The organism is Bifidobacterium mizhiense (assembly GCF_020884755.1).
Classification (GTDB): domain Bacteria; phylum Actinomycetota; class Actinomycetes; order Actinomycetales; family Bifidobacteriaceae; genus Bombiscardovia; species Bombiscardovia mizhiensis.
The window spans coordinates 62,165-87,935 of sequence record NZ_BPWE01000006.1; the positions used below are offsets into that span (position 1 = coordinate 62,165).

Consider the following 25,771-nt stretch of genomic DNA (forward strand, 5'->3'; position numbering starts at 1 on the left):
GGCCGCAGGATCACATTGGATCCTGCGGCCCCGCCGCTCTTCCTATGCCGTCTAGGTCAGAAGGTGGAGTAGTTGGACATCTGTCTGAGCATGGGCACGTTGCTGGCCAACCATGGGAAGCCCCATTCCATCAGGGCACAAACCAGAGTCAACAGAAGCAGAATCAGTAGAAGCCATCGAATCGGGGCTATGCCGGACTGGTGCCGCAGCAGCCAGCCGTAGAGGCTGATCATGGGCTGGGGCTTCTCGCCCTTACGAATCTGCTTCAGCAAGGGGTACCGCCAGGCAGCCAGTGCCGCCAGGTAGATGATCAGATAGGCCGCTGCCAAAACCAGGAAGACCGGCTGCAACGAACCCAGCCTGGCCATGATCGAGCCCTTGTCGTCGGCAAAGGCCACGTTGCTGCCTCGGTCGCCCAGCAGCTCCTTGGGCACACCGTCGGACACCTTGGCCCAGTAGCCGAATTCGCCCCAGCTGATCCACCGATGGGTGGCCGTGGTGTACTTGGGCTCGCAGGTGGTCAGTGTGATCATGCGCCGATCAGGAGCGTCGTTGGGCGAATAAGGGTTGGGGGCGATGACGCTCACCTCTTCGGGCGAGACGATCTTGTAGCGGGTGTAGTGGTAGACGTACCAGTAATCCTTGGTGCGCAGAACGATGGCATCGCCCACTCGCAGCTCGTCTACATGGCCCAGCGGCTCACCATAGCCGGCACGGTGTCCGGCTATGGCCACGTTGCCCATCTCGCCCGGCATCTGCGTATTGGGGTAATGCCCCAGTCCCGCGTAGGCCAGCTCTCGGGGCGACGTGCCCTGAACCACGTTGCGCTCCCAATGCTGTCCGAAACGAGGAATATAGGCCTGAGCCATCAGTTCACCCTCGGAGGCCTGCTTGGGCTGCACCGGCGGCGCCCCCTTCTGAGGCTTGGCCACCTTACGGGTGTCGCCCGATCCCGGGTTGCTCCAGGAGGTCGAGGCCCGGGCCTGCAACTGCTGATGCTCGGACTGCACGCCGGTCCACCAGAGCTGCCAGACCACGTAGAGTGCGCAGATGACGGCCAGGGTAATCAGCAGCTCCCCTATGATTTCTGCAATGCCCACCAGCCAAGTTCGCCCTTTATCCGCCGGCTTATCGGCCGGCTTATCGGCCGGCGTTTTGTCGTTCTCCGAGTCTTCTGTCGTCATTTACCGTGCCTTCTCATCTAGCGATGCGTACTGGAGTGGCTGCAGGACAGCCGTCGTCTCAGGGAATCTCAGATTGTCCGAAGACTCGACATTCCAACCCAGACCCACCGTATTCACGTACTCCTTGTAAACGCGGATGGATGGCGAAGCATTCAGGGACTTGGTCATCCGATCGACTGGTCCTATGGCTGAAATCTTATATGGCGGCGAGTACTTTCGGCCGTGCAACAGCAGCACATTGCCCACGCATCGAACGGCCGTGGTGGGCAGCACCCGCTGATCCTGGATCCGCATGGACTCGGCTCCCCCGGCCCAGAGCGCGTTGACCACGCTCTCCACATCCTGCTGGTGGATAACGTAATCGTTGATGTTGGCCGTCGACCCGTCGGACCCCACCTTCTGCTGCCAGAGCGGGGAATCGTTGAGGGTCACCGTCAGCCCCGGCCCCTGGACGGCCTTGAGCACCGTGCCCGAGCCAGGGTCCTCGCGGGACTGGTCCGAACTGCCCTTGTCGTCGGTCAGGGTCTTCAGCGCATTGATCTGCGAGCTCATGTCATTGATGTCCTTGCGCAGCTCGGCAGCCTTGTTCTGGCGCTCCTCCACCAGCCCGGCCGTATCCGAGGTGACCGTGACCGTCCTGTTGACACGGATATTGGTGGTCAGCATGTACCCGACCAGGGCCAGCACCACAGCCACGGACACTGTGCCGACCAGGGACCTGTGCGCACCGTGCCGTCCCGTCCGTCTGGTCATAGGCATACCCTCATCCTCGTCTGCGATAGTATTACGTTCGAGTCTAACCGCTACTATGGCTTAGTAGATCTACTGAAGGAGAATAACCTCATGGCAGAGCATCAACTCCATGATGACGAGGACCAGGCGGTGGACGAGGCCAAGACCGCTGACACTGGCGAGGACGCCGAGGACGAGGAGTACGGCCTGTCCATGGACAAGGTGGAAGCCGTGCTCAACCAGAGCGTTGACAAAAAGCATATGACCCCGCAGATGCGCCGCATCGTGCAGCGGCAGGAGGAGAACACCCGCCGCGTGGAGGACACCATCAAGAGCACCAAGGCTAATCCACGCTGGTTCGTGCCTCTCTTCGTCACGCTGATGGTGGTGGGCCTGATCTGGATCGTGGTTTACTACATCGCCTCCACCCGGGGCAATGTCTTCCCCATCCCCGGCATCGGCAATTGGAACCTGGCCGTGGGCTTTGGCATTCTGCTGGTCGGCTTCCTCATGACCATGTGGTGGCACTGATCCATCTGCCACATTGTTTTTTAGGGACCCCACAACCGCTCAGGCACGGCTGTGGGGTTCTTGATATACCCATCCACACCTGAGCGTCAGGCATGTGTGGATTCGGCTACTCAGCTCCACCGATTTCATCCACCAGTTCCAGACTCAAGCCAAAGTTATCCACAATCGCCCGAATTTCTCGTGGACACGCTAGGACACTCGTCCACAACCCTACTGCTGATTGGGTTCTGCCTTCACTTATCCACTTTTTGCTGCTATATGTGCACCAGTTCTGGATACTTATTCCCAGGTTATCCACACGATTGTCAACAAATGTGGATAGATGACACCCATGTCATTTGTTGAAAACGAGACCCAAGGCGGGGAAGAAAAAGTTGGCCGTCGACAGCAGGGCGGTCAACAACAGGCAGAAGCTGATTCTCATCGCATGGGGTTGGCCATGTTGCAGCCCAGCGCCAGCAGGACCAGGGCCGCCAGGAAGATCAGCGTGGGCAGCAGCCAGGAGAGCAGGCCATGCACCCGCGAGCCGGGCCGGCCCATGTACAGCAGGGCCAGCATGAAGAGGCCGCCGACTATGAATCCGCCTACATGGTCCTGCCAGGCGATGCCGGGCACAAACAGAGGCATGCAGAAGTTGATGGCCATCCAGACCACCATGGAAACGATGTCAATCCCCAGACGGCGGTAGACCACCAGGATGGCGGCGAAGAGCCCGAAGAGCGCACCCGAGGCCCCGATGGCCGACGTGCCCCATCCATTGGGCGCCAGAACCGCATAGACCATCAGCCCCAGGTCTCCGCCCAGCCCGCTGATCAGGTAGAGGGCCAGAAAACGCCCATGCCCTATCAGATTTTCCAGCACCGGCCCCACAACCCAAAGGGTGATCATGTTGAAGAGGATATGCGAGACATTGGTGGCGTGCAGAAAAATGTTGGTCACAAACATCCAAGGCTCATGAATGGCCGTAATCGGCACGAAGGCCCAGTAGCCCAGCAAAAGCCGTTGATAGCGAAGCGGAGCCAGCAGGTACAGGGCCATCTGGATGACCCAGGCCACTATGCAGATCAGGGTGATGGCTATGGTCACCACCGGAGCATGGTCACCCCAGTGCCGCCGGATCCATCCCAGCGGCCCCCGACCATTCCCTCCGCCTGTGAAACTGGTGCCCATGCCATTGACCATGAACCTTACCTTACCTGACCATCCGGCCGGGGTGTGCGGTTTCCGTGCCGCAATGGCACCGATGCGCCCCACAGTTCGCCGCTTTCTACTAGGATGATGACTAGGTCGGTCGAAGTGGGCAGGACCGACGAAAGTCGTCGAAAGGAGCCAAACATGGAGAATTCATCTTCAAACGGCTGGAAGTTCTTTGCACTGCTCTTCGGCACGCTGCTGGCCGGCGTTGTCGCTCTGTTCGTATACAAGCAGCAGAACCCGGATTACGATCCCTGGGAGGAGCCCTGGGAGAACAGCTCATCGCCAGTCGACCTGGGCCTGGCCAAGGATGAGGAGGACAAAGGATCTGAGGATCCTGAGACCCCTCTGCAAGCGGGCGCACAGGCCTGACCGTTCCGGTCGGGAGGGAATCCGACCCAGCGTCAAGGACGTGAGGGCAACGGATTCCTTTTTTCATGCCTGATTGCGGCTTGACCGCAGCCTGCCGGACACGCCTGTTGGGGCGGCGCGTCACAATGGAGCCATGAGTGCCATACGGGAAGCAGACATGGAAGAAGGCCGCCGGGATTTTCTGGCCTGGCGCGATGCGGCCAAGGAGGCCGCGAATAAATTGGGCCCGGAGGGCGACCGGCTGACAGTGGCCCCCCAAACCGATAGGCGCAGCAAGGCCATGGCCGTCCGCTATTCCCTGCACATGCTGGAGATCAAGGCCCCAGGCCCCGGCGTAGAGGTCAGGGTGGCACCTTGGGGAGCAGTCAAGATTCTGGATGGGCCGGCATCCGACCCGCATAACCTGACCCCGCCCGACGTCATCGAACTGGATCCGGATGTCTGGCTGCGGCTGGCCGCCGGCATCACCAGTTGGAGTGAAGAAGCCGCCGCCGGGCATATCAGCGCCGTGGGCGAGCGCGACGACCTGCACGAGCTGCTGCCGCTGGTATGAGGCCGACTGCCTCTGCGGCCGGCTACTTGCTCGCGGACCCCTTGGTTGCGCTCTTCTGATCCTTGTGGTGTTTGAGCGCGCTGGGCACGGGTATGGGTATGCGCTTGTGGGGCTTGGGCGTGGCCGGTATCTCTCCAGAGGTGGCCTTGGCGGCGGCCTCAGCGGCCCACCGGGCGTAATCGTCCAGATCATCGTCCATGGAATCCTCGGGGTCCTGGCCCCCCGATTTGCGTGAATCCGACTTGGAGTATTCCTCTTCAACCATTTTGAAGGGATCTTTGCCCCTGGTTCCGGGTTCCTTGCTGCTGAGCTCTTTGGCCAGCTCGTCGTAATCCGTGTCCGTTGTCAGATATTTGAGCTTCCGGGCTATTTTCGTCTGCTTAGCCTTCTGACGTCCGCGGCCCATCCGACCCCCTTCGCCAGGTAACGTGCACTTAGGCAACTTGAATGTGAATTTGCATCATTTATGAGAGTACCACCTACGCATCTTGTCGGCTCGGACTTTTACCATAAAAGCAATTCCCAGAAGGACATTCGGCACGACGACGAGGGTGGGACCATGCAGGAAGAAGTCACAGCGGCAGGCAACGAGATCAGCGATAGCTTCAGAGCCGCCAAGCATCGGTCCGACCAGGTGCTGGCCGAGCTGGACAAGAATCCCAGCCGCTACACCATGCTGACCGGCGACCGCCCGACCGGCAGGCTCCACCTGGGTCATTACTTCGGTTCCATCCGCGAGCGCGTCCAGATGCAGAATCGCGGCGTACACACCAACATCGTCATCGCCGACTACCAGGTCATCACCGACCGGGACACCACCGAGCACATCCGCGACAACGTGCTCAACCTGGTGCTGGACTATCTGGCTGCGGGCATCGACCCCAAGAAGACCATGATCTTCACCCATTCGTCCACACCCGCAGAGAACCAGCTGCTGCTGCCCTTCCTCTCCCTGGTGACCGAGGCCGAGCTTCACCGCAACCCCACCGTCAAGGCCGAGATGGAGGCCAGCGGCCACGCCCTGACCGGTCTGCTGCTGACCTACCCGGTTCACCAGGCCTGCGACATACTCTTCTGCAAGGCCAACGTGGTGCCCATCGGCAAGGACAACCTACCGCACGTGGAGCTGACCCGGACCATCGCCCGCCGCTTTGACGAGCGCTACCCCGGCCAGGCCCCGGTCTTCCCCGAGCCTGATGCCATCCTGTCTGACACCCCTGAGATTCCGGGTCTGGACGGACGCAAGATGAGCAAGTCCTACGGCAATTCCATCATGCTGGGCACCACCGCCGAGGAGACGGCCAAGCTGATTCGCAAGTCGCCCACCGACTCCGAGCGCAAGATCACCTTCGACCCTGTGAACCGCCCCCAGGTCTCGGCCCTGCTGACCACAGCCGGCCTGGTGACCGACCGGAAGCCCGAGGACATCGCCGAGGAGATCGGCAATGCCGGCTCGGGCGCCCTCAAGGCCTACGTGACCAAGTCGGTCAACGAATTCCTGGCGCCCCACCGCGAGCGCCGGGCCGAGCTGGCCAAGGACATGGACACCGTGCGCGACATCCTGGTCGAGGGCAACAAGCGCGCCAACCAGATAGCCGAGGAGACCCTCGATCAGGTCCGCTCGGCCATGGGCATGCGCTACTAGACGTCGTACCGCCAGGAGCGGTCGGTCAGCACCCGGGCCGTGACCAGACCGATGGGCAGGCAGATGATGACCATGAAGGCCCGGAAGGCCCAGTCCAGGGCGTTGAGCGTATTGAACTGCCCCAGGTAGAACATGGCCCGGTACATATATAGGCCAGGCACCATGATGACGATGGAGGGCACAGTCAGGCTGATTCTTGGGTAACCCAGGTGGGGCGGCAGCAGACCGTGACGGACCGAGGAGCGCCAGACCGTGGCCAGCATACCGGCCAGGAAGGCGCCCAGGAAGGCGGCCATCTCCGGAGGGACATGGAATATGTCCTGCATCTCCAGGCGCATGGTGTCGGTCAGGGCACCGATGACGGCGGCCACCAGGGCCATGCGCTGTGGTGAGTTGAAGAGGACCGAGAAGCCCCAGACTCCGCAGAAGGCTGCGATCAAGCGCAGGCCAGCCATCAGCCAGGGACTCAGATTCATCGGTTCAAAGCCTTGCGGGTTGAGCATGACCATCCGCGCCACGGCCCAGCCGCCCAGCGTGGCCACCAGGATGATCGAGAAGGCGTAGGTGATGCGCTGCACCCCCGATGGGAAGTCCAGCTTGGCGATGTCCAGGCCGCCGGTGACCAGGGGGAAGCCCGGAATGACGAAGAGGATGGCGCCGATATAAGCCGTGTCGTGCTTGAGGGCCACCGGGTCGAAGATGCCCACCAGTCTCAGTGTGCCGACGCAGGCCAGGGCGGCGATGATGACCGCCACCCCCGTGGCGAAGAACTGGTTGATCCGCCTGCCCAGCATCTGACGACGCACCCACTGGCCTATGCCAGCGCCGACGAAGGCTCCAGCCATGTCGTAGGGGCCGCCTCCCAGCAGGAAGACGAAGGCTGCGCAGGCCACGGCCGAGGCGAAGCCCGAGAAGAGGGGCGAATAGAGGGGTTTGCGTCGCTCGATCAGGTCCAGACGCTCATGCGCCTGCCGGACTGTGATGCCACCCGTTGCCTGCGGCTCCGGGGACGTGGACTTGTCAGAGGAGGCAGGCCGCCCAGCCTCAGAGTCGCGGTCTTGGCTGGCTTGAGAATCAGCGGCACTCGAATCCGAATCCTTGGCCACGACGTCAGCAGGAGCGGGAGCAGCCTTGGAATCTTTGGAACCCTCCGAGCGAGGCGTGGAGCCTACAGTGCCCAGACCGGCGGCGGTCCTGGTGTCTATGGCCGCCGCATCGATCCGGCTCTGGCTGATCTCGTCCTCGTTGTGTACGGCGGTGGCCACCGCATCCTTGAGCGCCTTGGCCGCATCCTGGTCCTGGGCCAACACCTCCTTGACCGCCTTGCGGGCCGCCGCATAGACGTTCGGCTCGTCCAGGTTGTCCACCAGCTCCCGGGAGACCACCGTCATGGTGTGGTAGGTCCCCGCCTGCCCGCACTTGACGCTGAGCCAGTCCGCGAAGTGCTCCAGCAGCCAGATCCGCTCGGTGTTGACCCCGGTGGTGGGCAGGTCCACCACCTCGGTAATCCGAGAAACGCCATCCGTGCAGGTGGCCTCGATGTCGGTCAGGTTCACGTCAGCCCGTACATGCACGCCCATGGGGTAGGCGATCCTGTGCATCATCTCGCGCACGCGGAAGCTTCCCGTGCCGGCCCCCAGCTCCAGCATGCCCACCCGCACGATCAGGCTGGTCTTGGCCGCGATACAGGCCTCGACGATGGGCTTGTCGTAATCGCGTTCAATGTCCTCCATGTCCAGCGGAATGGAGTGGGTGTGGTACTTGCTGACCCGTCTGACCTCGGCTGCGGTCCTGCCGCGATAGCCGTCCTTGGAACTCCTGCTCTTGAATTTCACACCCACATTCATACTCCACCCGGGTCACGTGCCCTTGCACCGCCGCACGGGACCATGAAACGTATTCGACCCTAAAGCGTCCTAGAATGGGCCGCGAGCCATCGAACCGAAGGCTGTGGGCCTGCAACGCCGACCACCAATAACCGCGGAGGAGCCGTGGAATGGTCGAAGACCAGGCAACCTGCGATTCGACAAGGAGGACTGATGACAGATAGTAATCAGCAAATCACGGCTGCCGATGCGACCCTGGTCACATCCGGCACCGGGACCAAGGGGCCGGAGGAACGCAAGCTGCCTCAATCGTTGGATGAGGACATGGCCTTGTGCCTGCGGCTGCTCAGGGATGTGTTGGGGGAATTCGATCAACAGCTGCTCAAGCGCTTCGACTCCCTGCGCGAGGACGTGATGACGGCCAGCGCCGAGCACTTCAACCGCCACCCCTCGGACCCTGTACCTGACGAGGACGGCCTGTCCAAGGCCGTGGCCCTGATCGACGACACATCCGTCAAGGATTCCCAGCTGCTGGCCCGCGCCCTGACCACCTACTTCCACCTGGCCAACCTCTGCGAGGAGAACTACCGGGTGAAGGTCCTGCATGAGCGCGAGGGCAAGGTAGACCTCAAAGTCAAGGGCACCGACCCCATCAACGAGATGACCAGCGCCTACAGCCAGCTCCTTCAGGAGATGGGCCCGGCCAAGGCCTCGGAGCTGCTGGAGAAGCTGGAGTTCCACCCCGTCTTCACCGCCCACCCCACCGAGGCGAGGCGCAAGGCCGTGGAGGGCAAGATCCGGCGCATCGCCAACCTGCTGGCCGTTCGCCGTGGTCTGGGCGGTTCCGAGCTGGAGGAGAACGAGCGTCTGCTGCACAACGAGATCGACGCCCTCTTCCGCACCTCGCCCATCGCAGCCAAGAAGCCGACGCCCGTCGAGGAAGCCAACACCATTCTGGACATCTTCGACGCCACGCTCTTCGAGACCATTCCCAAGGTCTACCGCCGCTTCGACGACTGGATGCTGGGCAAGAAGGCCGGCATGGTCAAGCCCGTCTGCCCCGCCTTCTTCCACCCGGGCAGCTGGATCGGCTCCGACCGCGACGGCAATCCCAATGTGACCGCCAAGGTCTCGCGCAAGGTGGCCCGCAAGTTCTCCGACCACATGCTCAAGGCCCTGGTCAAGGCCACCACCACCGTGGGCCGCAACATGACCATGGAGGTGACCACCACGCCGCCCAGCCCCGAGCTGAGGAGCCTGTGGAGCCACCAGAAGGAGATGAGCGAGCGCCTGACCGACCGGGCCACCACCATCTCGCACAACGAGCTGCACCGGGCCGTGGTCCTGGTCATCGCCGACCGCCTGCAGGCCACCATCCAGCGTGACGCCGATCTTATGTATGCCGACTGCGACGACTTCATCGCCGACCTGCGCGTGGTCCAGGACTCCCTGGCCAAGGCGGGCGCGGCCCGTCAGGCCTACGGCCCCCTGCAGGATCTGATCTGGCAGGCCCAGACCTTCGGCTTCCACATGGTGGAGATGGAGTTCCGCCAGCACTCCCTGGTCCACGCCCGCGCCTTGGAGGACATCCGCGAGCACGGCCTGCACGGCGAACGCGGCGAGCTGCAGCCCATGACCCACGAGGTGCTCGACACCTTCCGGGCCCTGGGAGCCATCCAGAAGCGCAACGGCCAGAAGGCCGCCCGCCGCTACATCATCTCCTTCACCAAGTCGGCCCAGAACGTCAAGGACGTCTACGAGCTCAACCGGCTGGCCTTCGAGCATGCCGAGGACGTGCCGGTCATCGACGTGATCCCCCTGTTCGAGCAGCTGGAGGACCTGCAGAACTCGGTGGACGTGCTGGAGGAGATCATCAAGATCCCCGAGGTCCAGGCCCGGCTCAAGGAGACCGGCAACAAGATGGAGGTCATGCTGGGCTACTCCGACTCCTCCAAGGATGCCGGACCCGTCTCGGCGACCCTGGCCCTGCACTCCGCCCAGGAGCGCATCGCCAAGTGGGCCGAGAGCCATGACATTGATCTGACCCTCTTCCATGGACGCGGCGGCGCTGTAGGCCGTGGAGGCGGCCCTGCCAACCGTGCCGTGCTGGCCCAGCCTGTGGGCTCGGTCAACTGCCGGTTCAAGCTGACCGAACAGGGCGAGGTCATCTTCGCCCGCTACGGCAACCCGGTCCTGGCCATCCGCCACATCGAGTCCGTGGCCGCGGCCACCCTGCTCCAGTCCGCGCCCAGCGTGGAGGAGCGCAACACCACCATGACCGAGAAGTACGCGGACATGGCCGGCAAGCTGGATCAGGCCGCCCACGAGCGCTTCCTGGACCTGCTGCACACGCCGGACTTCGCCCCCTGGTTCTCCATCGTGACGCCCCTGAACGAGATCGGCCTGCTGCCCATAGGCTCCCGACCGGCCAAGCGCGGTCTGGGCGCCAAGTCCCTGGACGATCTGCGGACCATACCCTGGGTCTTCTCTTGGGCGCAGGCCCGAATCAACCTGGCCGCCTGGTACGGCCTGGGCACCGCCTGCGAGAAGTTCGGCGACCTGGAGACCATGCGTCAGGCCTACGAGGAGTGGCCGCTCTTCAGCACCTTCATCGACAACATCGAGATGAGCCTGGCCAAGACCGACGAGCGCATCGCCAAGATGTACCTCTCCCTGGGCGACCGGGACGACCTGAGCCAGAAGGTCCTCTCGGAGATGGAGCTGACCCGCAAGTGGGTTCTGCAGATCGTGGGCGACGAGTGGCCCCTGCAGCACCGCCACGTGCTGGGCCAGGCCATCCGGATCCGCTCTCCCTATGTGGACGCCCTGTCGGTGACCCAGGTGCGCGCCCTGCGGGCCCTGCGTCGCCGCAACGACAAGGAGGAGCTCAGCAAGAGCCAACAGGCCGACTTCATCTACCTGATCCTCTGCACCGTTTCGGGAGTCGCCGCCGGTCTGCAGAACACCGGCTGATCGCCGCTTGACGGATTAAGGATGAGGCCCCGTTCTCTTGCAGATAGCAGAAGGCGGGGCCTCGCCGTATTCAAGTGACCCTGATGTGATCGTGTGTTGTTTTCTGACTGGGTGGTAGGGTGAAAAGCGGGGGATGTCGAGAGACAGCTGGCTTACGCCATTAGCTCTTGCAATTTGATGCAGGGTTGGCGTTGACAGGCAGAACTTTGATAGGCAGGCGGTGTTGATCCCGCTTGGTGTTTGGTGAAGGGGTTTTGGTTTGATGCATCTGGTTTCCCGTCTGCGCCGCATCCTGGCGATGGCTGTCATCCTGCTGGGAATGCTTGCGGGCCTGGGCGTCGCATCCGCCCAGGCGGATGCTCCTATCCTCACCGGGGGGGGGGGGTCGTCAGACCCCTCGCGTAGCTGAGCAAACCCCCGGCACCCTCCCCAGCAACGCAACCAACACACCACTACCATCACCCTCACCAATACAAGCCACCACACCGTTAAGCCCCGCAACACCGAGTCCAAGCACTCCACCATCGACGACAAACAATACAGACGGCACAGACTCCGCTCCGGCTAAATCAGCCGAAAAGACAGATAATCAAGCTTCTCGTATAGTGCGCTTCGACCCTGCCAACGGCAGCAAGATAACACCATCAACTGTGAAGACCGGTACTCTCGCCACTCCCCCGCAACAGAATCCTGCGCGTGATGATTTCCTGTTTGACGGGTGGACGCTTGACGGCCAGCCCTTCGACTTGCAGACCCCCATCCTCCAGGACACGACCCTGAAAGCCCAGTGGTCGAAGACCGCGGACTGGCGGCTGAGCCCGGAGCACGGGCCCGCCGCCGGCGCCCGGCTGACCATCAGCCCGCCCGACAGGCAGGAGCCTCAGTTCGCCAGCATCCAAGCCGCAGGCGGCCAGATCCTCGGCCTGGCCGGCGACGGCCGCATCTACACCTGGACGCAGGACAGCACGCCCAAACCAGTTCCCTCCCCCGCCCAGGCCCCCGACGGGTTCCGCTACCTGCAGGCCGCAGCCGGCAGCCGATCGCAGGCCGCGCTCGGATCCGATCAGCACATCTACACCTGGGACAGCGGACAATCAACGCCCGCCATCCTCGACACCGGCAAGGATGACGGGTTCACCAGCATCAGCCTGAACGACGACCTCCTGCTGGCGGTGGACCGGCAGGGCCGGGTCCACGCCTGTCAGGCCAGCCAGGCCGACAGCCAGAATCAGAACCCGGAATTCTTGGAGCAGGCCGCAACCAGCCTGCCCGAGAAAGCGCAGGCCGTCACCGCCGTCGCCTCCGCCAGCCAGGCGCTCATCGTGGACGCGGACGGGCAAGCCTGGACCTGGGAGATGAGCAACCTCGGGAAAGCCAAGCCCACACGCGTCAAGCAGGACCCGGGCATGCGCACCGTCCAAGCCCAGGCCCTCAACCAGGGGTTCCTCCTCCTGGACGCGGACGGGCAGGCCCGGTACCTGCCAGACGGCAAGAGCAGCCCGACAATCGTCAGCCTGCCCGGCGGCGAGCAAACCGGCACAATCAACAGCAGCGGCGATCAGGCCACGATCATCGACAAACACGGCCACGTCTGGGTCTGGAAGCCCGGCGAAGCCCCCAAGCGCGCGGACGACGAGAGCCAGCAGTACATGCAGGCCGCCGCTGCCGGCGGCAGGATCGCCGCCATCAGCAGGCAGGGCGGCATGCGCGCGTGGAGCCTGGATGCCCAAGGCAACCCCGGTAAACCCGACAGGCTCGACACCACTGCTGCGCCCACCTTGGAATCAGCCAGCCTGGACGGCCAGCCGCTCAGCCTCAGCAAGATCGGCAGCGCCTGGCGGGCGGGCATGCCCGACCATAAACCGGGACAAGCCGCCATCCTTATCACGGGCAGGCAGGACGGGCAGCCTTTCGCCAGAAGCCTTGCGTACACGGTCGACCAGCCGCCGGCACGAGCTGCGGAACCAGAATCCGCGTTCACGGTCCGCTTCGACACGGGCGGCGGAAGCCCGAAACCAGCGGACCAGACTGTCCTTTCCCCGTACGGGAGGGTGAAGCGCCCCTCCCCCGACCCTGCGCGGGAGGGCTTCCTGTTCGACGGCTGGTTCACCGGCGAGGTCGCCTACGATTTCAGCAGGCCCGTCGACAAGGACCTGACCCTGGCCGCCCACTGGACGCCGGCAAGCCGGAACACCAAGTGGAGCATCAGCCCCAATAAGGGCAGCCAGCTGGGCAGGGAACCCGCGACCATCACCCCGCCCGACAATGCCAGCCGGGGCATCAGATTCAGCCAGGTCAGCGGATCAACAAACACCAGCTATGGTTTTTCCTTGGCGGTGGGCAGCGACGGGAACGCCTACGCCTGGGGATACAACGGCAATGGCCGGCTCGGCGACGGGACAACCGGCGGCTACCAGTCTGCGCCGGTCATGGTGAGGACGCCCGACCGGAAGACCTACCCGGACCTGCCAGCGGATTTCACCTACCTGCAGGTCAGCGCCGGATACTATCACTCCCTGGCCCTGGGCAGCGACGGCAACGTTTACGCCTGGGGAAACAACGGCAATGGCCAGCTCGGCGACGGGACAACCGGCGGCTACCAGTCTGCGCCGGTCAGGGTGAAGACACCCGACCGCAAGACGTACCCGGACCTGCCAGCGGATTTCACCTACCTGCAGGTCAGCGCCGGAGACGCTCATTCCCTGGCCATAGGCAGCGACGGCAACGTTTACGCCTGGGGATACAACAGCAATGGCCAGCTCGGCGACGGGACAAGCAGCAGCCAGACTACGCCGGTCAGGGTGAAGACACCCGACCGCAAGACGTACCCGGACCTGCCAGCGGATTTCACCTACCTGCAGGTCAGCGCCGGAAGCTGGCATTCCCTGGCCCTGGGCAGCGACGGCAACGTTTACGCCTGGGGATACAACAGCAATGGCCAGCTCGGCGACGGGACAATCACCGAGCGGCATGCGCCGGTCAGGGTGAAGACACCCGACCGCAAGACGTACCCGGACCTGCCAGCGGATTTCACCTACCAGCAGGTCAGCGCCGGAAGCTGGCATTCCCTGGCCCTGGGCAGCGACGGCAACGTTTACGCCTGGGGATGGAACTACAATGGCCAGCTCGGCGACGGGACAATCACCGAGCGGCATGCGCCGGTCAGGGTGAAGACACCCGACCGCAAGACGTACCCGGACCTGCCAGCGGATTTCACCTACCAGCAGGTCAGCGCCGGATACTATCATTCGCTGGCCGTGGGCAGCGACGGCAACGCCTGGGCATGGGGAAACAACCAGTATGGCCAGCTCGGCGACGGGACAAGCAGCGGCAGCTATGCGAATTCGTCTGTTCCTGTGCGCGTGCGCGACCCAAGCAGCCCCACCGACACGAGCAAAGGACTGCAAGCCGCACAGGTCAGCGGCGGAGGCTCTCATTCGCTGGCCGTGGGCAGCGACGGGAACGCCTGGGCATGGGGATTAAACAACTTTGGCCAGCTCGGCGACGGCAGCACAGACACCAAGTCGGCTCCTGTGCCGGTGTCGTTCAACCTGGCTCTGGCGATCACCGGCGTCAGGTTCGACCAGACCCCCGCATCAGGCCTGACGCGCGGCGACGGCAATAGCGTCACCGTGACCACGCCCGCACATTTGCCGGGCACGGTCACGGTCAGCGTGGACTACACGCTGGGCGGCGCACCCCAAACGCCGGACACATCCTTGAGGTACACGTACCTGCCAGCAGGCGTGCTCCCCAAGGCAGGCAGGGAAGGCATCCTGCTCGCCCTGGCCACCGGCATGACCGGCATGGGCGGGGTCCTGGCCTCACGCCGCCACCGGCAGGAAACACGCCAACTGGTTCACGCTTCGCACGAGTAAGAGCGGCCGGGCGGCGTATCAATCCCCCCGCCCCCGGCCCATCAAGGGGAGCGGGGAGGAAACGTGTCACGTAAGGCTCAACCCCAAGAGAGCCCGACACTTCCCTCCCGCGCCCCCACCACACTTCTGCAGGCGGAAGCCGAGGACAGGCATGCACGCCCCCGCCTCTGCCTGGGAGAGGAGGAAACACGGCCAAGCCGGCCACGGGTATACAACCCCAGCCAGCCTGGCCTCTGTTTACTCATTCCGTCAACCATAAGTTCCGCCGACACTGGATCAGGCTGTCATAGTCATTGCGCGATGATAAGGTTGTATCAACTGTACAAAGACGCAGAAACGGATGACATGCACCGTCTGTTGGGGAGACAGTCGGCAGAGTTCTTGGGAGGCTCTGTAAATGGCGTTATCGAATATTCCCCACTGTACTTCGCACGAGTAAGGCCGGGTTCCCATCACTGCAATCCGGCGAACTGGCGGCTGTGCCCATCCCAACCGAGCACGGTCGCCATCTACTTCTAAACGGCGGAAAGGTACCCGTCGTAGCGCTCGGGCTTGTCCGAAAACTCCAGGCCAGCCGGCTGATACCAGGAATATCGGCGGGTGCCGCCGTCGTCAGTCCAGATCTCAGGGCAGTCGTTGACCAGCCAGTCCGAGGGAATGGCATGCGCGCCGCCAGTCGAGGCCAGGGCCAAGGCCTGCCTGAGCTGGTCCTCCTGGTCGGCGGTCAGGCTGCCGGGGCGGGCCGAGAAGAAGAGCGGGGTGCCGGTCCGTGCCAAGAGATCCATCCACTGACGGTTGAGCTCCCAGTCGATTGAGTCGGATATGCCCACGCAGTCGGCGTCGGTGGCGTAGAAGCTTCCGTGCTGGGGCATGCGGAAGGCCAGGGTGTTGACCCCGATCTGTCTGGTCCGCTCCCACTGCAGGCCGCTGGTGTCGTCGCCGGTCCGGTTGATCTGCATGAAGCCGACGCCCAGGTGGCCTACCACATTGCACCCCTGGACCAGCATCCCGGCCTTGGTAGCCTGCTCGAATATGGCACGGTAGAGCTGCTTGACCACCTGGGCGCTGGTCAGGCTCCGGTCGTAGAAGTGCCAGCCGTCCGGGCTGGGCCAGGGGTTCATCTGGAATCCCCACCTGCCCAGCAGGTCGAAGGTGCTGAAATCATGCTTGACCAGCTGGTAGCCCCACTCCCCCAGCTGGGCGATGTCCTGGCGGATGTAGTCCAGGGCCTGCGGGTTCGAGGGGTCCAGGCATCCGTTGTGCGGGAGCCTGAACTGGTCGGTAATGGCCTCGTCCTCGTTGAGGAGCGGGCGGTACCAGATGCCAGGCTTGATGCCCATGGCCTTAATCTGGTCGGCCAGGGCGCCCATGTCGCCGAACTTCTCGTTGCCACGCCGCCAGGGGCCGCCGTTGTAGTCCTCAAGCCGGTGGTGGTCCTGCCAGCCGTCGTCCACGACCATGGTGGGGCGGTGGGCGTTGCCCTGGGTCAGGTCGGCCAGATACTCGGCATCGGCAAGAATCCGGTAACGGCTGGAGTCCCCGTAGGCGTAGTACCAGTTGTTGCTCCCGTAGACCGGCTCAGGGGGCATAAGGCCCTTGCGGCTGATCCGGGAGCAGAAGTCGCTGGCCACAGCAAAGACCGGGCCGCCAGACCGCTCCTGGAGCGGATATTGCAGGCAGATGATGGTAGCGGCTTCAAGCTGCCGACCGTCCAGCACCAGGCCACTGCCGCCGTTGCGCAGGTCCATGAAGAGGGTGATGCCGGCCGTATCGACCTGCCAGAAGCAGAAGGCGTTGGCACCGGTGGCCACCCCGTACCCCTCGGCCTGCTCCTGACCAGCCGCCAGGAAGTACCAGGGCATGAACCGGTTGGCGCGCATGGTCTGGAAACCCATTCGCCCGTAGCCACGCTCCCAGGCATCGCCCAGGTAGAGGTCGTCGGCAGGCATGGGCCTGGTCCAGCGCAGGGCCAGGGAGCGGATGGGGGTGGAGCCGGCGGTCAGGCTGACCGTCAGAGCGGATTCGCCCTTGAGGCTGATCCTCGCATCGGGGGCTGTACGGAAGGACCTGCCTGCGGGCGCGGTCTCCCTGTCGGCATCGGTGGTCAGCGTAATCCAGTCCGGCTCTCCCAGGCTAAGGCTGGTTGGGTTCATGATTCAGTGCTCCTTCATCCCTGTGGTGTGGCAGATGGCGGCGGGTCAGACCCGGACCAGGTCGATCAGGCGGATGGTCTCGGGCTGGCAGCGGGGTATGCGGATGCCCACGCGCTCCAGATAGGTGCCTGTGACCTCGGCGGTGCCCAGTGGACCCGTCGGATCCAAATGCTCCAGCGAAGCCCTGGGCTTGGCGGGGCCGGTCCAGGCCAGCCGGTACCGGGCCTTGGGGTCCAGGCCGGGAATACGTAGATAAACACCACGGTTATGCAGGGATTCGTCCAACTGGACGTGGGCCAGGATGGCACGGCTGCGGTCGGGGGCCACTACGCCATGAGCCAGGACCGAAGGGTCGGCCAGGTCCAGGCGGACCACACGGCCGGAGTGGAGGAAGCCCCGGTTGGCCTTGTACCAGGTGATCCACTCCTTAAGCCGCTCCAGATCCTCCTCGCTGGCCTGACGGATGTCCCACTCGATGCCCATGGACCCGAAGACAGCCGTGGCCGCCCGGAAATCCAGGCTGTAGGTTCTGCCGGTCTGCTGGGATGAGGGCTGGGAAATGTGGGCGCCGATGTACTCAGGGGCCACGGTCTGCTCGGTCCAGCGCTGGATCAGCTGCCTGCTCAGGGCATCGGTCATGTCGGAGTTCCAGAAACGGCGGATCTTCTCGATCACACCCAGGTCGATGCGGCCGCCGCCCGAGGCGCAGGACTCCCATTCCACCTTGGGGAAGCGAGCGCGGAGGGTGTCCAGCAGGCGGTAGTAGGCCAGGGTCTGCTCGTGGATGGCCGGCGCGCCACCATGGGCCTGGGAGCCGGCCTCAAGAAGGTCGCGGTTGTGGTCCCACTTGACGTAGTCGATTTGGCAGGACTCCAGGACTCGGGTCATGGCCTCCAGCACATGGTTGAAGGCCTGGGGGTTGGTCAGGTCCAGGACCAGCTGGTTGCGCTGCAGCTCCGGGTTTCTGGAGGATGCCCTCATGACCCACTCAGGATGGTCGCGGAAGGCATCCGAATCCGGATTGATCATCTCCGGCTCGAACCAGAGGCCGAACTGCATCCCCAGTTTGTGGACATAATCAACTAAAGGCTCCAGACCCTGGGGCCAGACCGCCGGGTCCACCCACCAGTCGCCCAGACCGGCCGTGTCGTCCCGGCGCAGGTGGAACCAGCCGTCATCCAGAACGAGCCGCTCCACCCCGATGCGTGCGGCCCGGTCGGCCAGGTCGCGCAGGGTATTGAAGTCGTGGTTGAAGGTGATGGCCTCCCAGACGTTCAGGATGACCGGCTGCTCGCGCGGATGCTCGGGCAGGGTGCGCTCCCAGGCGTGCAGGCTGTTCATGATCGGATCCATGCCATGGTCGGAGGCCGTGACCACGATCCAGGGCGTGCTGTACTCCTGGCCCTGGTCCAGGACCACCTCGCCGGGCAACAGGAGCTCGCCAGCGCTGACACCGGCCGGGGTGGCGCTGTTCCGATCCACCCGGAGCACGGTGTTCCCGCTCCATGCCGGCTGGACGCAGAGCACCCTGCCGCGATGGAAGTCGAAGCCGGGGGTGCCCACCATGACCACGGCCCCCTCGAAGCCGGTGCGGCCCCAGCGGAACTCGCGCACCCAGGCCCCGTCGGCCAGGTCGTGGCGCTGGGGGCTGCGCTCACGCTCGTGCCGGCCGGCGAAGTCCAGAATCTGGGTCTGCTGGTCGTCCAGGGGCAGGCGGACCTCCAGACCCTCCAGCAGGAAGGGGTCGGCGCCCAGGTTGCGCAGGGTGTGGCGAATCCTCAGGGAACCGCCGGCCATGGCCTCCACCCTGGTCTCCAACCCAAGCTGGGCATCCTCGTCACGGGCCTTGATGGTCAGCGAGTCGGCGGTCTGCTCGGGCTGGCTCTCGACCAGGAATCGAGGCGACCAGGAGCGCCCGGCCTGGATGCCCTCGGGGCCTTGGGCGATCCGATGCCCGGTCAGGCCCGGATGCAGGTAGGTGTTCTGTGCATGCTCCAGCAGCAGGGGCGAATGGGTCGAGGTCCAGGCGGGAGTCTGTTCCAAGCCATTCAGGTCAGGACCCGCATAGAGCCCCCTGATGTCAGGAATATCGGCACCCGGCGTAATGGGCCCCAGGGCCATATAGGTGAATGGCTGATCAGAATGGACCGGCTGTGGAAAGAGCATGAAAAATCCTTTAGTAACTACGGCACAAATGTGCAAAAACAACGATGGTTGATGAACCAGTGAGCCGCCCAGCCCACTGCAGTTGGGCGGCTCCTGATCGATAGACTACTTGACTGCTCCGGCCACCATCCCTGCAATGAAGTACTTTTGCAGGAACATGTAGGCGACCACCATGGGGGCTGCCGCAATCAGGGATGCCGCTGCAGCGACGCCCAGATTGTTGGTATTGGCCGAGAAGAAGGAGGCCACGCGAGGGGCGATGGTCTGGGCCGAGGGGTCGGTCAGGATGTAGCTGGACAGGGCGTAGTCGTTCCATACTGTCGAGCCAGTCATGATGACCACGGTCGCCGTCACCGGCTTGAGCATGGGCAGGACCAGGCGCATGAAGACCTGGAGCTTGTTGGCTCCGTCCAGCTCGCCGGCCTCGTCAATCGCCGGAGGTATGGCCTTGATGAAGGCCGTGTAGAGGAAGACCGACAGAGGCAGGTTGGTGGCCGTCAGCACCGCGATGATGCCCCAGTAGTTGTTCACCCCGCCGATCTTCACCAGGAAGGAGTAGAGGGGGACCAGAATGCTCAGGGGCGGAATCATCATCATGGAGAGGATGAAGGCCGAGACCAGCTTGTTGAACCGGGTCAGGCGACGAGCCAGGGGGTAGGCCGCAGCCGCTCCCAGGACGCAGACCAGAGCCGTCGTCCCCACGGTCACCACCACGCTGTTGAGCACGGATTTGAGGATGCCGCCCTCATTGACGGCCTCGGTCCAGTTGGACCATGCCATGTCGTGGGTGCGCATGCTCAGAGCCGAGCTCAGATCATCCGAGGGCTTGAGCGAGGTGGTGATCGCCAGGTAGAAGGGCAGGAGCTGGCAGAGGCAGACGATGACCAGGAAGAGGTAGATGGCCCAACGCCCACGCTGGTATGACCGCTCGGCAGGGGTCATCTCATTCTTGTTCTTGCTAGCCATGTCAGGCCTCCCAATCCAGCTTGGCCAGTCCCTTGTTGACCAGCCAGGTCACGATGGCAATCAGGACGAAGAGGAAGACCCCGATGGCCGAGGCATACCCGGCCGCCTGGTTGTCGAAGTAGATCGTGCCGATATAGGTCGAGATGGAGTTGGTGGCATACCCGGGGCCGCCGCCTGTCAGCACCTTGACCATGTCGTAGAGCTTCAGTCCTCCGATCAGGTTCAGCACCACGCTGGTCGTGAAGGCGGGCGACAGGAGCGGCAGGGTGATGTTCCAGAACTTCTTCCAGCCGGATGCCCCATCGACCTCGGCGGCCTCGACCACCTCCTGGTCCATGGTCTGCAGACCGGCCAGGTAGATGATCATGGAGACGCCGACGAACTGGATGGAATTCACCAGCACGATGATGCAGACCGAGAACCCCGCATTGTTGAACCAGGCCACCTTGTGCAGACCCAGTGCCGTCATGACGGCGTTCAGAGCGCCCTGCTGGTACTGGAAGACGAAGTAGTACATGATGCCCATGATGACCGGGGCCACCAGGGCGGGCAGGTAGATGATGGCCCTGATCAGGGTGCGCCCCTTGATCTTGGCGTTCAGCAGCAGCGCCAGAGCCAAGCCCAGGATCTGCTGGAGCACTGTGCTGCCGATGCCGTAGATGAAGGTGTTGATGACCACCTGTTTGAAGTTGGTGTCAGTCAGCATCTGCTTGTAGTTGGCCAGCCCCACGAAGGACTTGGCGTCGTTGTACCCGTCCCAGTTGGTCAGGGAAAGCCCGATCCCCGACAGGAGCGGATAGATGATGAAGATCACCAGGAGGATGACGGCAGGAAGATAGAAGAGATTGATCGAGGCACCCCTGAAGCGGCGACGACGCGGGGAGGGACCCCTGCCGTGGCCAACGGATGCATTCCTGCCATCCCCATGTAACGGTGATTCGGATTGGGTGTCCTGCGAAGGAATCGCCCCTGAGCGACTATCTGTCATGACTCGACTCCTCTTGGTCGACTAATCAGGAAGACTTCTGGCCATACAGGCTGTTGAAGGAGGTCTTGACCTGATCCGCAGCGGCATGTGCAGTCAGCTGACCGGTCAGCAGACCGTCGGTGGACTTGGCCAAGGTGTTGTACATGCCGTTGGGCAGGTACTTGCGGTCGAAGAAGGGAACCAGCTTGGTCTTCTTCTCGTTCACCCAGTAGTTGTAGGTCGGCTCGAACTGCCCCAGTGCGGACTTGACGCCGGTCAGGGCCGAATCGTTCATGCTCACGTCGACCAGCTTCTGCAGGTTTTCAGGCTCGGCCATGAAGTCGATGAACTTCAGCGCCGCATCCTTGTTTTTGCTGGTCTTGGAGACGCCGAAGGTCAGGGTGTCCTCGCCCGTGGAGAAGTAGGGCTTGCCGACTTCGGCAGGAACCGGCATCATGCCCAGCTTGACGTTGGGGTTGTAGGACTGGATCAGCTGGGAGTTGCCGTTGGAGCGGAAGGAGAAGCCGGCCTTGTCCTGGGCCATCAGCCTGGAGATGTCATCCTGGGAGGCGGAGGTGTAATCCACATTGAACCAGCCGTCCTTGGCCCACTTGGCCACCCTGGAGGTGTACTTCTCGTAGACTGCGGTGTCGAACTTGCCCTTGGAAAGATCCTTGAGCTGGCTTTCGTCGTACATGCCCGGAAGCATGTAGTCTGCAAGGTCCCCGTTGGGGCCCGCGTCCTTGTTGGAGGAGATGAGCGGAGTGTATCCGGCGGCCTTCAGCTTCGTGCAGGCCTGCTCAAAGGCGTCCCAGGTGTCGATGGACTTGGGGTCGATGCCGACCGCATCCAGGACCGTTTGGTTGTACATGATGCCCGACACCTGGATGTCGGCGGGCAGGGCGTAGAACTTGCCGTCCTTGGTCTTGAAGACATCGTTGCCTATCGGCTTGAGCCGCTTGGCCCAGGGCCTGTTCTGCAGCGGCTCCAGGAAGTTGCCGTACCGGTCGCGCGACCATCCGTGGGTGTTCCAGATGTCCGGAGGGTTATGGCCCGCCAGGCGAACCTTGATGTCGTTCTCGTTGTTGTTGGTGCCCGGAACCATCTTGATGGTGATGTCCGGATTCTTTTCTTCGAACTTCTTGCCCAGGCCCTGAAGAGCCTTGAGCTGGGGGGTCCCCGTTGACTGCATGGTCATGAATTCCACGGTTTTCTTGCCCCCGGAGGAGGAAGAGCCGCAGGCAGCCAATGAGGTTATTGCCATAGCGCAGCAGATGCCGACCGCCGCCACCGTCTTGATCCTATTCATCAACCACTCCTTCGTAGGTTGCTTCTTTGCCGAACACGTTCCAAGAAACCCGGAACTGACTTCGCGTCTCTAAATATACACGAGTAGATTTATCTGTCAAATATCTGATGCTGATTGCTTGAACGATTGCTTTTGAGGAAAAACACACTCGTGACCGCCGGGTAATTGGTACTGTTTTCCTTGATTTTTCAGCTATAGCAAGGCTTGCGCATACAGGTCAATGATGGCCTTGAACTTGGTTTGACAGCGATATCAATTCGAGTAGATTCCGTATTCCGGGTAGCATAAATTGAGACTGGTGAATAGGCAGATGGGAACGAGTTCTGATGGCTGCAAATGATAAAAATCACCGACAACGCAGAAGGGCCACGCGCACGGATGTGGCCAAACTGGCCAACGTCTCCACGGCGGTGGTCAGTTACGTATTCAATAACGGACCCAGGGCTGTGGCTCCGGACACATCCAAGCGGGTGCGCGAGGCGGCGAAGCTGCTGAACTACCACCCCAACCCCACTGCACGAGCCCTGCGCACCGGGTATTCCAAGATGCTGGGGGTAATCGTGCCGGATTCGTCCAACCCCTTCAGCGCCGGCATCTACGACGAGCTGCAGACGGTGGCCATACAGCGGGGGTACTCGGTCCTCTTCATGAACGTGCGCAGCGACCCCGATTTGGAGGAGCAGGCCATCAGGCAGTTGCTGGAGCGCAATGTTGACGCCATTTTCCTCTCCTCGTCACGCAGCTACACACAGCTGAGCATGGCCCATCTTGAGGAGAGCCACTTCGTCTTCATGGATCAGCCTCACCGGGTGACCAACGCCAAGAGCGTGTCGACCGATTTCTTCCACTCTGGCCTGACCGCCACCCAGCACCTGATCGAGCACCGGCACTGCAGCGTTGACATGCTCTTTGGCGGCTCCCCCGACGACCGGGGCGACGCGCGAATCCAGGGCTGGTACGCGGCCCACCAGAACGCCAACCTTCCCGCCGGCAGGATCCGCCAGGCCTTCTTCACCCGCGAGGGCGGCTATCGCGCCACCTTGGACCTGATCGACAGCGGCAGGCCGCCCCAGGCCATCTTCGCCGGATCGGACCTGGAGGCCATGGGGGCTCTTCGGGCCCTGCATGAGCGCGGGCTGCGCATTCCCGAGGACGTGGCCATCGTCTCCTTCGACGGCACCATCGACTCCCTCTACACCTGGCCTCAGCTGACCACTATGCAGCAGGACACTGCGAAAATTGCCTCCTGCGCCATCAATGCGGCCTTGGAGCCGGATAAGGTTCCCGACGTGCAGATCATCAAGGCGGATCTGGTCGTCCGTCACTCCTGCGGCTGCTGATACGACAACTAATTAAAGCATATGAACCATGGATAATATCCATAGTTTTTCATCAATATAATTCGGGGGCTTACATCAGAAAAGACGCTGGCATCATCGCCACAAAGGCATTGACGTCAGCGCCTTCTCAGACTCTGTTCAGGCTCAGACCCAGGGTCAGGCCCCGATCAGATCCAGCATTTCAGGAACGGACTTCTTGCCGAACTCCACGGTCTCCTTGCCATCTTTGCGGATCACGATGCAGGGGACGCTCATGACCTGGTACTGATCCTTGAGCTCGGGGAAGTGGGCCAGGTCGTAAGCCTCGGCGCGCACCTTGCCGTTCTGGGCAGCCACCCGCTGGGCGGACAGAACCGTGGTCGGGCACATGGTGCAGGTCAGAGAGACCAGCATCATCACGTCCACCTGGTCCTTGATGGCGTCGATCCGGTCCGAGGTGGGCTGATCCACCTGCTGGCCGGGGCCCGCCGCATTGTAGAGGGCCAGGACGAAGGAGTTGAACTCGTGGCCGCTGGGCACGCCATGGAAGGCCAACCCGGTCGGCTGGGAGACGCCCTGATCGTCCAGCCGGCAGATGCGCACGCTGGGCCGAGCATCGGGCAGGTCGCCGGCGGGATCGTAATCCTTGCCGTCCTTATCCGTGCGGGAGTCCACCCTGGAGGTCAGCTTGCCGTCGGAGAGCCCGACCAGCTCGTCCACGAAGGCCTCCAGCTCCTTGGAGACCTGGCTGCCGTCCAGGTCCAGGGCCAGCTCCAGCTTTCCGGTCATCTTGCCGAAGACCATGTCCAGCTGCTTGCGGATGTCCGGCCCGAAGAAGCCGGAGGTCTTGGCCGGGGCCTGGTCGTGCTCCTGGGCCACAGGCGCGGGCGAAGTGCCCGAGGCCAGGGCGGAGTTCTCGGCCTGCCGCTCGGAGCGGGCGTAGGGGGAATCCTCGGGCCGCGGCGGCACCAGACCGGTCTTGTCCGACATGTTGGAGGCATAGCGCTCCAGCTCCACGGCGGCCACAGCCCCATCGGAGGTGGCGGTGATGACCTGGCGCAGGTTCTTGACCCGCAGATCGCCGGCGGCGTAGATGCCCGGCACCGAGGTCTCCAGGTAGTCGTGGGTCAGCACGTAGCCATGGTCGTCCAGATCCACCACGCCCTTGAGCATGCCGGTCTGGGGCACGTAGCCAGCGAAGACGAAGACACCGAAGGTGCCGCCGTCCTGGGGCTTCCAGGTGGTGGTCTGCCCGCTCTTGCGGTCCAGAATGGTGGCCTCGACCAGCCCGCCGGGGCCAGCGGAGACTCCCTTGAGCTCGGTGGAGTAGTGAATCTCGATCTTGTCGTTGTTCCGGGCCTCGTCAGCCACAGCGGCATCGCAGGTGAAGTCCTCCTCACGCACCAGCAGGGTCACCTTGGTGGCGTACTTGGTCAGGAAGACCGACTCCTCAGCGGCCGCGAACCCGCCGCCGACCACCAGGACCTCGCGCCCGGTAAAGAACTCGCCGTCGCAGGTGGCACAGTAGGCCACGCCACGGCCCGCGTACTCCTGCTCGCCCTGGAAGCCGATCTTGCGGGGGCTGGCGCCGGTGGCGATCAGGATGCCGAAGGTGCGCAGGTCACCCCGGGAGGTGTGGACCACCTTGATGTCGCCCTGGGCCTCAATGCCTGTGGCCTCGGCGCTCATGAACTCGGCTCCGAAGTTCTGGGCCTGCTGGCGCATGGTGTCGGTCAGCTTGCGGCCGTCGGTGCTGGCCACACCCGGGTAGTTGACCACGTCGGCCGTGATGGTGATCTGGCCGCCGAAGTCGTCCTTCTCCAGGATCAGGGTGCGATACCGCGCCCGGGCCAGGTAGAGGCCTGCGCTCAGGCCTGCAGGGCCGCCGCCGATGACGACCACGTCATAAAGATTCTTGTCTTCCGTCATGAATGCCTCTTCCGAAGGAATGCACAGATGTGCTGATGTTGGATGCTGGTCGTGAATACAGAAAAGGGAACCCG

The 25,771-nt window shown here is 63.1% G+C and carries 17 protein-coding genes and 1 pseudogene; 7 read left to right on the top strand and 11 right to left on the bottom strand.

What is annotated here, in order from left to right; translation table 11 throughout:
• Positions 1 to 56: 56 nt before the first annotated feature.
• Together LPC22_RS07775 and LPC22_RS07780 are read right to left on the bottom strand one after the other, a co-directional pair.
• On the bottom strand, positions 57 to 1,184 hold the full coding sequence (locus LPC22_RS07775; RefSeq protein ID WP_229133393.1) for a class E sortase: 1,128 nt from the start codon (positions 1,182 to 1,184) through the stop codon (positions 57 to 59).
• On the bottom strand, positions 1,185 to 1,937 hold the full coding sequence (locus tag LPC22_RS07780) for a DUF881 domain-containing protein (RefSeq protein WP_229133394.1): 753 nt from the start codon (positions 1,935 to 1,937) through the stop codon (positions 1,185 to 1,187).
• Positions 1,938 to 2,027: 90 nt separating this feature from the next.
• Between LPC22_RS07780 and crgA the strand changes: the two genes are divergently transcribed.
• Positions 2,028 to 2,447 carry a cell division protein CrgA gene (crgA, locus tag LPC22_RS07785; protein WP_229133395.1) on the top strand — a complete coding sequence of 140 codons (420 nt, stop codon included), beginning with the start codon at positions 2,028 to 2,030 and terminating at the stop codon, positions 2,445 to 2,447.
• A gap of 420 nt (positions 2,448 to 2,867) precedes the next feature.
• Here crgA and LPC22_RS07790 read toward each other — a convergent pair whose 3' ends face one another.
• Positions 2,868 to 3,629 carry a rhomboid family intramembrane serine protease gene (locus LPC22_RS07790; RefSeq protein WP_229133396.1) on the bottom strand — a complete coding sequence of 254 codons (762 nt, stop codon included), beginning with the start codon at positions 3,627 to 3,629 and terminating at the stop codon, positions 2,868 to 2,870.
• Between the two features lie 153 nt (positions 3,630 to 3,782).
• On the opposite strand from LPC22_RS07790, the gene LPC22_RS07795 reads away from it, so the two are divergent.
• Both LPC22_RS07795 and LPC22_RS07800 read left to right on the top strand, forming a co-directional pair.
• Positions 3,783 to 4,013, top strand: a complete 231-nt coding sequence (locus tag LPC22_RS07795) for a hypothetical protein (protein WP_015021110.1) — start codon at positions 3,783 to 3,785, stop codon at positions 4,011 to 4,013.
• Positions 4,014 to 4,146: 133 nt separating this feature from the next.
• Positions 4,147 to 4,566, top strand: a complete 420-nt coding sequence (locus LPC22_RS07800) for a sterol carrier family protein (RefSeq protein ID WP_229133397.1) — start codon at positions 4,147 to 4,149, stop codon at positions 4,564 to 4,566.
• A 22-nt stretch (positions 4,567 to 4,588) separates the two neighbouring features.
• On the opposite strand, the gene LPC22_RS07805 is transcribed toward LPC22_RS07800, so the two are convergent.
• Positions 4,589 to 4,972 (bottom strand): DUF3073 domain-containing protein, encoded by a 384-nt coding sequence (locus LPC22_RS07805; protein WP_229133398.1) that lies wholly within the window; start codon positions 4,970 to 4,972, stop codon positions 4,589 to 4,591.
• A 153-nt stretch (positions 4,973 to 5,125) separates the two neighbouring features.
• Here LPC22_RS07805 and trpS point away from each other — a divergent pair, with 153 nt between their 5' ends.
• Positions 5,126 to 6,211, top strand: coding sequence for a tryptophan--tRNA ligase (gene trpS, locus LPC22_RS07810; RefSeq protein ID WP_229133399.1), 1,086 nt, complete (start codon positions 5,126 to 5,128; stop codon positions 6,209 to 6,211).
• On the opposite strand, the gene LPC22_RS07815 is transcribed toward trpS, so the two are convergent.
• Positions 6,208 to 7,944: a threonine/serine exporter family protein gene (locus tag LPC22_RS07815; protein ID WP_229133432.1), complete on the bottom strand. Its 1,737-nt coding sequence runs from the start codon at positions 7,942 to 7,944 to the stop codon at positions 6,208 to 6,210. The two genes, trpS and LPC22_RS07815, sit on opposite strands and share 4 nt — an antisense overlap.
• 306 nt (positions 7,945 to 8,250) lie before the next feature.
• On the opposite strand from LPC22_RS07815, the gene LPC22_RS07820 reads away from it, so the two are divergent.
• Both LPC22_RS07820 and LPC22_RS07830 read left to right on the top strand, forming a co-directional pair.
• On the top strand, positions 8,251 to 11,010 hold the full coding sequence (locus LPC22_RS07820; RefSeq protein WP_229133400.1) for a phosphoenolpyruvate carboxylase: 2,760 nt from the start codon (positions 8,251 to 8,253) through the stop codon (positions 11,008 to 11,010).
• Between the two features lie 262 nt (positions 11,011 to 11,272).
• Positions 11,273 to 14,888 (top strand): annotated as a pseudogene (locus tag LPC22_RS07830) (RCC1 domain-containing protein).
• Positions 14,889 to 15,403: 515 nt separating this feature from the next.
• Here the strand turns inward: LPC22_RS07830 and LPC22_RS07835 are convergent.
• The 5 genes from LPC22_RS07835 to LPC22_RS07855 all read right to left on the bottom strand — a co-directional run bounded on the left by LPC22_RS07835 (position 15,404) and on the right by LPC22_RS07855 (position 22,449).
• Positions 15,404 to 17,041, bottom strand: a complete 1,638-nt coding sequence (locus tag LPC22_RS07835) for a glycoside hydrolase family 36 protein (RefSeq protein ID WP_229133403.1) — start codon at positions 17,039 to 17,041, stop codon at positions 15,404 to 15,406.
• A gap of 45 nt (positions 17,042 to 17,086) precedes the next feature.
• Positions 17,087 to 19,207 (bottom strand): alpha-galactosidase, encoded by a 2,121-nt coding sequence (locus LPC22_RS07840; protein WP_229133404.1) that lies wholly within the window; start codon positions 19,205 to 19,207, stop codon positions 17,087 to 17,089.
• Positions 19,208 to 19,312: 105 nt separating this feature from the next.
• On the bottom strand, positions 19,313 to 20,173 hold the full coding sequence (locus LPC22_RS07845) for a carbohydrate ABC transporter permease (protein WP_229133405.1): 861 nt from the start codon (positions 20,171 to 20,173) through the stop codon (positions 19,313 to 19,315).
• Between the two features lies 1 nt (position 20,174).
• Positions 20,175 to 21,161 carry a carbohydrate ABC transporter permease gene (locus LPC22_RS07850; RefSeq protein ID WP_229133406.1) on the bottom strand — a complete coding sequence of 329 codons (987 nt, stop codon included), beginning with the start codon at positions 21,159 to 21,161 and terminating at the stop codon, positions 20,175 to 20,177.
• 25 nt (positions 21,162 to 21,186) lie between these two features.
• Positions 21,187 to 22,449: an ABC transporter substrate-binding protein gene (locus LPC22_RS07855; protein WP_229133407.1), complete on the bottom strand. Its 1,263-nt coding sequence runs from the start codon at positions 22,447 to 22,449 to the stop codon at positions 21,187 to 21,189.
• A 326-nt stretch (positions 22,450 to 22,775) separates the two neighbouring features.
• Here LPC22_RS07855 and LPC22_RS07860 point away from each other — a divergent pair, with 326 nt between their 5' ends.
• Positions 22,776 to 23,789 (top strand): LacI family DNA-binding transcriptional regulator, encoded by a 1,014-nt coding sequence (locus tag LPC22_RS07860; protein WP_229133408.1) that lies wholly within the window; start codon positions 22,776 to 22,778, stop codon positions 23,787 to 23,789.
• Positions 23,790 to 23,945: 156 nt separating this feature from the next.
• Here the strand turns inward: LPC22_RS07860 and LPC22_RS07865 are convergent, their stop codons facing one another.
• A complete protein-coding gene (locus tag LPC22_RS07865; RefSeq protein WP_229133409.1) occupies positions 23,946 to 25,697 on the bottom strand; it encodes an FAD-dependent oxidoreductase in 1,752 nt (583 codons plus the stop codon).
• Between the last annotated feature and the right edge of the window lie 74 nt (positions 25,698 to 25,771).

What these genes read in the sequence shown, in the direction of transcription:
- LPC22_RS07775 (WP_229133393.1), bottom strand. Translation starts at nt 1,184, where the DNA reads ATGACGACAGAAGACTCGGAGAACGACAAAACGCCGGCCGATAAGCCG.
- LPC22_RS07780 (WP_229133394.1), bottom strand. Translation starts at nt 1,937, where the DNA reads ATGACCAGACGGACGGGACGGCACGGTGCGCACAGGTCCCTGGTCGGC.
- crgA (WP_229133395.1), top strand. Translation starts at nt 2,028, where the DNA reads ATGGCAGAGCATCAACTCCATGATGACGAGGACCAGGCGGTGGACGAG.
- LPC22_RS07790 (WP_229133396.1), bottom strand. Translation starts at nt 3,629, where the DNA reads ATGGTCAATGGCATGGGCACCAGTTTCACAGGCGGAGGGAATGGTCGG.
- LPC22_RS07795 (WP_015021110.1), top strand. Translation starts at nt 3,783, where the DNA reads ATGGAGAATTCATCTTCAAACGGCTGGAAGTTCTTTGCACTGCTCTTC.
- LPC22_RS07800 (WP_229133397.1), top strand. Translation starts at nt 4,147, where the DNA reads ATGAGTGCCATACGGGAAGCAGACATGGAAGAAGGCCGCCGGGATTTT.
- LPC22_RS07805 (WP_229133398.1), bottom strand. Translation starts at nt 4,972, where the DNA reads ATGGGCCGCGGACGTCAGAAGGCTAAGCAGACGAAAATAGCCCGGAAG.
- trpS (WP_229133399.1), top strand. Translation starts at nt 5,126, where the DNA reads ATGCAGGAAGAAGTCACAGCGGCAGGCAACGAGATCAGCGATAGCTTC.
- LPC22_RS07815 (WP_229133432.1), bottom strand. Translation starts at nt 7,944, where the DNA reads ATGGAGGACATTGAACGCGATTACGACAAGCCCATCGTCGAGGCCTGT.
- LPC22_RS07820 (WP_229133400.1), top strand. Translation starts at nt 8,251, where the DNA reads ATGACAGATAGTAATCAGCAAATCACGGCTGCCGATGCGACCCTGGTC.
- LPC22_RS07835 (WP_229133403.1), bottom strand. Translation starts at nt 17,041, where the DNA reads ATGAACCCAACCAGCCTTAGCCTGGGAGAGCCGGACTGGATTACGCTG.
- LPC22_RS07840 (WP_229133404.1), bottom strand. Translation starts at nt 19,207, where the DNA reads ATGCTCTTTCCACAGCCGGTCCATTCTGATCAGCCATTCACCTATATG.
- LPC22_RS07845 (WP_229133405.1), bottom strand. Translation starts at nt 20,173, where the DNA reads ATGGCTAGCAAGAACAAGAATGAGATGACCCCTGCCGAGCGGTCATAC.
- LPC22_RS07850 (WP_229133406.1), bottom strand. Translation starts at nt 21,161, where the DNA reads ATGACAGATAGTCGCTCAGGGGCGATTCCTTCGCAGGACACCCAATCC.
- LPC22_RS07855 (WP_229133407.1), bottom strand. Translation starts at nt 22,449, where the DNA reads ATGAATAGGATCAAGACGGTGGCGGCGGTCGGCATCTGCTGCGCTATG.
- LPC22_RS07860 (WP_229133408.1), top strand. Translation starts at nt 22,776, where the DNA reads ATGGCTGCAAATGATAAAAATCACCGACAACGCAGAAGGGCCACGCGC.
- LPC22_RS07865 (WP_229133409.1), bottom strand. Translation starts at nt 25,697, where the DNA reads ATGACGGAAGACAAGAATCTTTATGACGTGGTCGTCATCGGCGGCGGC.